Source organism: Aeromonas sp. 604176 (genome assembly GCF_049170755.1).
GTDB classification, from domain to species: Bacteria; Pseudomonadota; Gammaproteobacteria; order Enterobacterales; family Aeromonadaceae; genus Aeromonas; species Aeromonas veronii_A.
Genome location: NZ_JAAKNE010000165.1, coordinates 1 through 6,444 on the forward strand (window position 1 = coordinate 1; position 6,444 = coordinate 6,444).

The 6,444-nt window shown below is 58.7% G+C and carries 5 protein-coding genes; 4 read left to right on the forward strand and 1 reads right to left on the reverse strand.

Annotation, left to right across the window (positions count from 1 at the left end; all coding sequences use genetic code 11):
• The first annotated feature begins 179 nt into the window (after window positions 1-179).
• The gene (locus G5358_RS19625; protein WP_421324750.1) at window positions 180-1,148 is read left to right on the forward strand and encodes an inorganic triphosphatase; all 969 of its coding nucleotides are present in this window, start codon (window positions 180-182) and stop codon (window positions 1,146-1,148) included.
• Between the two features lie 91 nt (window positions 1,149-1,239).
• Here the strand turns inward: G5358_RS19625 and dapA are convergent, their stop codons facing one another.
• Window positions 1,240-2,112 (reverse strand): 4-hydroxy-tetrahydrodipicolinate synthase, encoded by an 873-nt coding sequence (gene dapA / locus G5358_RS19630; RefSeq protein WP_421324751.1) that lies wholly within the window; start codon window positions 2,110-2,112, stop codon window positions 1,240-1,242.
• Window positions 2,113-2,392: 280 nt separating this feature from the next.
• Here dapA and rsmC point away from each other — a divergent pair, with 280 nt between their 5' ends.
• From rsmC to glgA, 3 genes are all read left to right on the forward strand, one after another.
• Complete coding sequence (gene rsmC / locus G5358_RS19635) at window positions 2,393-3,421, forward strand: 16S rRNA (guanine(1207)-N(2))-methyltransferase RsmC (RefSeq protein WP_216952147.1); 1,029 nt, start codon at window positions 2,393-2,395, stop codon at window positions 3,419-3,421.
• 151 nt (window positions 3,422-3,572) lie between these two features.
• Window positions 3,573-4,790 (forward strand): glucose-1-phosphate adenylyltransferase, encoded by a 1,218-nt coding sequence (gene glgC, locus G5358_RS19640; protein WP_216952148.1) that lies wholly within the window; start codon window positions 3,573-3,575, stop codon window positions 4,788-4,790.
• Complete coding sequence (glgA, locus tag G5358_RS19645) at window positions 4,780-6,240, forward strand: glycogen synthase GlgA (RefSeq protein WP_005343039.1); 1,461 nt, start codon at window positions 4,780-4,782, stop codon at window positions 6,238-6,240. The genes glgC and glgA overlap by 11 nt, the downstream gene beginning before the upstream one ends.
• Window positions 6,241-6,444 lie beyond the last annotated feature (204 nt).

Sequence of the window (6,444 nt, forward strand, 5' to 3'; positions counted from 1 at the left end):
TTACTGGCATGGCCAAACCTGTGTCGGTGAAAAAACACTCGATACGATTTTATGAGGCGCGCATGGTAACCGAACTGCGCCCTCAATTAAACCGCGAATTAATCTAGTCGTCTCGCGGGCATTATATCCCCGCGACCCGAATCCTGCCCCCCAAAGTTGCCTGCCAGCCCGGAATGACTATGCAAACTGAGATCGAGATAAAGTTTTTTGTCGCCCGCGACATTCAAGCCAAGTTATCCAACCTGCTGAATTCTCTTGGGATTAAAGAATCGCCACAACAGCAGCTCGGCAACGTCTATTTCGATACGCCGACCCTAGCTCTGCGCCAGTTGGAGATGGGACTGCGCATTCGCCGCTGCAACGCCTTCGCCGAGCAGACCATCAAATGCCGTGGCCAGGTGGTGGGCGGCCTGCACGCCAGACCCGAGTACAACACCCCCGTGAGCGGCGATCTGCCGACCCTCTCGGCCTTTCCCGATGAAATTTGGCCGACCCTGACCGAGCGTGACCACATTCAGCAACAGCTGGTCGCCCAGTTTCGCACCGACTTCCTGCGCCGCCACTGGCTGATCGTCTTCGAGGGGGCCAAGATTGAGCTGGCCTGGGATCAGGGCGAGATAGTCGGCAGCCAAGGCAGCACCACCATCAACGAACTGGAACTGGAGCTCAAATCAGGCGCTACCGCGGCGCTGTTTGCGCTGGCCCAACGCCTCGCCAGGATCGGCGGGCTGCGCCTTGGCGCCCAATCCAAGGCCCAGCGCGGCTATCGACTGGCTGGTCTTGGCAAACCGCTGGCCCTGCAGGCGCTGGTCGAGCATGAAGGTATGGATGGCATAACGGGGGTAAGCGAGGGGCTGCGTCACTGGCAGCACCACGAGCAGCTCTGGCTGGAGCATCCTCAGGATAAAGGCATTCAACAGCAGGCACTCGCGGCCCTGTGCCAGGGGATCGATCTGGTCGCCCGCACTGCGGCCGCGCTGCCACAACCCGCACCTTGGCTGCCAGCTCTGACCAGCCTGCACGCCCATCTGCAAGCCCAATCGGACGAGCAAAACGAGTGGCCTGCCGAACTGGCCGATCTCTTCCTCTATCCGGCGTATGTCGAGTTGCAGCTGGCCATCGCCACATGGCTGCATCACGCAGCCTGAGCGTGGCCATACCGGTACTAAAGGTCGGAAATAAAGACCGGAAACAAAAGCCAAAAACAAAACGGGTGAGCCTTGGCTCACCCGTTTTGCATTACAGCAGGTTGAGCTGCTGCATGGCGCTGCGAATGCGCTCGCGGGTCGCTTCCGACAGTGGCATCACCGGCAGACGGCACTCCTCGCTGCAGAAACCGAGCAGAGAGGCGGCATACTTGGCACCGGCCGGGCTCGGCTCGGCAAACATCGCCTGATGGAGCGGAATCAGCTGGTCTTGCAGTTCACGCGCTTCTTGCCACTTGCCAGCCAGCGTGAGGTTCTGCACCTCGGCTACCAGCTTGGGCGCCACGTTAGCGGTCACAGAGATACAGCCCTGACCGCCGCCGATGTTGTAAGCAACCGCAGTGGCATCTTCACCGGAGAGCCAGGCGAAGGGCTTTTTGATCAGCTGGCGCTCGGTCCAGGGGCGCGCCAGATCGCCGGTGGCATCTTTCACCCCAGCAATGCGCGGCAGCTCGGCCAGACGGGCCAGGGTCGCGGGTTGCACGTCAACGATGGCGCGCGGCGGAATGTTGTAGACGATGATGGGTTTGCTGGTTGCGTCGTGCACTGCCTTGAAGTGGTGGTAGAGCCCCTCCTGATTGGGGCGGTTGTAGTAACCGGCCACATGCAGGGTGGCATCTGCACCGACCCGCTCGGCATACTGGGTATATTCGATCGCCTCGACCGGATTGTTGGAGCCCGCTCCGGCAATCACCGGAATACGGCCAGCGACCTGTTTGACCACCAGCTCCACCACCCGGCAGTGCTCGTCGTGGGTCAGGGTCGGACTTTCCCCCGTGGTGCCCACCGGCACAATGCCGTGAGTGCCCTGCTCGATATGCCACTCCACCAGACGCAGCAGCGCCTCTTCATCCAGCTTTCCCTGTCGAAACGGGGTGATCAACGCAACGATTGAACCTTGAAACATGGGATCTCCTTCTCCTAAATGACGCGCATATGGCAATAAAAAACCCCGGTACGATGTGCGCAACCGGGGTTTGAAGCTTCTCAGGGATGAGAGGTTACGCGCGAACGTCGGCAGGCCCGAATTTCAGGCTTTTTTTGTGCTTTCGTTTCGACCCGTTGAACCGCATTTCGTCATCTCTGGTCAAAAAATGGTGTCTGGGCATATTTCGGGAACACGGCATAAATGTCAAGGCGAAAGGGGCTATGTATAATGGCCGCCCAAAATTGCGTGGAGAGACCCGATGAGCAGCCCTATCAGTGCCGTCAGCCAGATGCTGGAACGAAACCAAGCCCTCTTTGTCGGCAAGCGGCTACTTGTCTGTGGCGCCCTGGAGGATGACTACCCCCGCCAGCTGGCGAGCCTGGCCCGGACCCTGACCGTCTTTACCACCGATTACTGCTACTACCGCAGCCAGCAGGCCGCCCTCGGCGAGGCGATCCTGTTTGACCACCAGCTAGGTGGTGCCCCCCGCTTCGATGCCCTGTTGCTGCTGATGCCCAAGGCCAAGGCCGAGGCACAATATCTGCTGGCCATGATGACCCCCTTGCTGGAAGCGGGTGCAGATCTGTTCCTGGCCGGTGAAAACCGCGGCGGCATCAATGGCGCCGACAAGCTGCTGGCCCCCTATGGCGAGAAGCCGATCAAGCGCGATTCGGCGCGCCGCTGCTCGCTCTATCACGGTGAGCTGAGCCAACCGGTTGAACCTTTCAATCTGGATAGCTGGTTTGGCCGCTATCAGTGCAAGGCCGGTGATACCGAGCTGACCGTGCTGGCGCTGCCCGGCGTCTTCAGCGCCGCCGAGCTGGATCTCGGCACCCAGATGCTGCTGGCTGCAGTGCCACCGATGAATGGCGAGCTGCTCGATTTTGGCTGCGGCGCCGGGGTAATTGGGTCTGTGCTGGCCAAGCGCAATCCGGATCTGCGGGTCAACATGGTGGATATCAGCGCGCTGGCGCTCGAATCGAGCCGCCGCACCCTGGCGATCAACGGTCTGCAGGGCAAGGTCACCGCTTCCGATGTCTATTCGGATGTCTCCACCCGTTTCCAGCACATCGTCTCCAACCCGCCATTCCATGCGGGTCTCAAAACCTTCTATGCGGCGACCGAGCAGTTCCTGGCCAAGGCGCCGGAATTTTTGCTGCCAAATGGTTCGCTGACCATTGTTGCCAACGCCTTCTTGCGCTACCAGCCTATACTGGAGACACACTTCAAACGGACTGAAGTGATCAGCAGTGATGCCAAATTCAAGGTCTATCTGAGCAAAGTGTAATTAAGTGTAAGCAGTACAAGAAAACCGCTAGAGAGCCCCATACGGGATCTGGTAAGGTACTAAGAGCACGATAAAAACCACCCCTTTAGGGGTGTTTTTATACCGAGCCTTGAAAACCTTTTCATGTTGTTCATTCAGGGAGAGAAATACGATGGCTGGCATTTTGACCATGATCCTGGCTGGTGGCGAAGGTACTCGCCTGCAGCCTCTGACCACCACCCGCAGCAAGCCTTCCGTCCCCTTCGGTGGCAGCTACCGGCTGATCGATTTTGTCCTCAACAACTTCGTCAACGCAGACTTTCTACGCATCTATGTACTAACCCAATTCAAATCCCAGTCCCTCTATCTGCACATGAAGAAGGGGTGGAATATCGTCGGTATCACCGACCGCTTTATCGATCCCATCCCGGCCCAGATGCGGATGGGCAAACGCTGGTATGACGGCACCGCCGATGCCATCTACCAGAACCTCGGCTTTATCGAGCGGGCCGAACCGGATCACGTCTGCATCTTCGGCTCCGACCACATCTACAAGATGGATGTGAGCCAGATGGTCACTTTCCACAAACAAAAAAATGCTGCCATGACAGTCGCGGCCCTGCGCATGCCCATCGAAGAGGCGAGCGCCTTCGGGGTGATCGAGGTAGATACCGAAGGACGGATGATCGGCTTTCAGGAGAAACCGAAGCAGCCCAAGCACATTCCCGGCGATCCGACCCAGGCGCTGGTCTCCATGGGCAACTACATCTTCGAGACCGATGCCCTCTGCCGTGAGTTGAAGCGGGATGCCGCCGAGGAGAACTCCAGCCACGACTTTGGCAAGGATGTGATCCCGAGCCTCTACCCGCGCGCCCCCGTCTATGTCTATGACTACAGCACCAACGTCATCCCCGGCGAGAAACCGCACGTCTACTGGCGGGATGTGGGCACTCTAGACTCTTATTGGCAAGCGCACATGGACCTGGTGGCCGACAATCCCCCCTTCTCCCTCTATAACCGCAAGTGGCCACTGCACACCCACTATCCGGCGCTGCCACCAGCTACCTTCATCGACAGCGACGAGTGCAAGGTGAAGATAGCCAACTCCCTGATCTCCGCCGGTTGTTTCATTCAGGGCAGCCAGATCCAGCGCTCCATCCTCGGTTTCCGCTGCAATATTGGCCCCTGCAGCCACATCAGTGAGTCGGTGTTACTGGGGGATATCAAGATTGGTGAGGGGTGCTCCATCCGGCGCGCGATCATAGATAAAAACGTTGAAATTGCGCCCGGCACCGTTATCGGTGAAAATCTCGACCACGATAGAGAGCGATTTACCGTATCCGAAGGCGGTATCGTGGTGGTACCTAAGGGAGCAAGAGTTGGCTATTAACCCACTGAAAATCCTGTTTGTTGCCTCGGAGGTTGAGGGGCTGGTCAAGACCGGGGGCCTGGCCGATGTCGCCAGAGCCCTGCCGATGTACCTGGCCCAGAAGGGGCATGATGTCAGGATCATGCTCCCCTTCTACAAGACGATAAAGCGACGGGATGAGGCCAGACTGGTCGCTTCTCGCTGGTTGCCAACCCATCCGGGACTGCCGGATATCGGTTATCGCATCTACCAGATGGAGCTGGATGGCGTCTGCGTCTATCTGCTCGATTGCCCGCAATATTTCGATCGTCCCCAGCTCTACGCCGAGAACAATCAGGCCTATCCGGATAATGGCGAGCGCTTTGCCTTCTTCTCTGCCGCGGCCCTCCATGCCTGCGAGCAGCTTGGCTTTGCCCCGGATATCGCCCACTGCAATGACTGGCACACCGGCCTGCTGCCACTGCTGCTAAAAACCCGCCACGCCCACAACCCCTTCTTCCAGCAGACCCGCAGCGTGATCAGCATTCACAATGCGGCGTTTCAGGGGGTGTTTGGCCGCGAGCAGTTCTGGGCCATGCCCGAGATCGCCGACTACGAACGCCGCATCAACTACGACTACGGCCACGTCAATCTGCTCAAATGCGGGGTGCTCTACGCCGACAAGATCAATGCGGTCAGCCCCAACTATGCCCAGGAGCTGCTGACTCACCTCGGCGCCCACGGCATGGCGCATATCTTCCAGCAACGGGCCGCGGATCTCTGTGGCATCCTCAACGGCTGCGATTACAAGGACTGGGATCCGGAGTTCGACGAATTCCTGCCTGCGACCTACAGCATCGACAACATGGCTGGCAAACAGATCTGCAAAGAGAGCCTGCAACAGGAGGCGGGGCTGGCCGTGGCGGACTTGCCCATCTACGGCATGGTTTGCCGCCTGACCGAGCAGAAGGGCGTTCCCCTGCTGCTCCCTGCGCTGGAGAAATTCCTCCACCATCAGGTACAAGTGGTGATCGTCGGCTCTGGCGATCCTGCGCTCGCCACGCAACTGCAAACCATGGCCCGGGATTATCCGGGCAAGCTCGCCTTCATCAACACCTATGACGATCGACTGGCTCATCTGGTCGAAGCCGGTGCCGACTTCTTCCTGATGCCCTCGCTGTTCGAGCCTTGCGGCCTCAACCAGATGTACAGTCTCGCCTATGGCACCCTGCCACTGGTGCGGGCCGTGGGTGGTCTGAAAGATACCGTGGTGGATTGGGATGCGGATCCCGAGCATGCCACCGGCTTCTGCTTCAACGATCCGACTGCCGCCATCCTGCTCGATACCATGCGCCGCAGCCTGCTCTATTTCCTGCAGGACAAAGAGCGTTTTGCCAAGGTACAGCGCAATGCCATGAGCACCCGCTTCAACTGGCCTGACTCGGTCACCCAGTATGAACGGATGTATCAGAGCGCATTGGGCCGTTACTGAATGCCAGACGTCAGCTAATTGCTGAAGTTTTGTACCCTTGGCTTCACTTTGAGCGTCAACAGCGAAAAAAGTCCCCTTTGGCTGTTGACGCTCCCCCAAAACTCTATAGAATCCCCCTCCGCAGTGATGCGAAGGTGGCGGAATTGGTAGACGCGCTAGCTTCAGGTGTTAGTGTCCCACGGATGTGAGGGTTCGAGTCCCTCT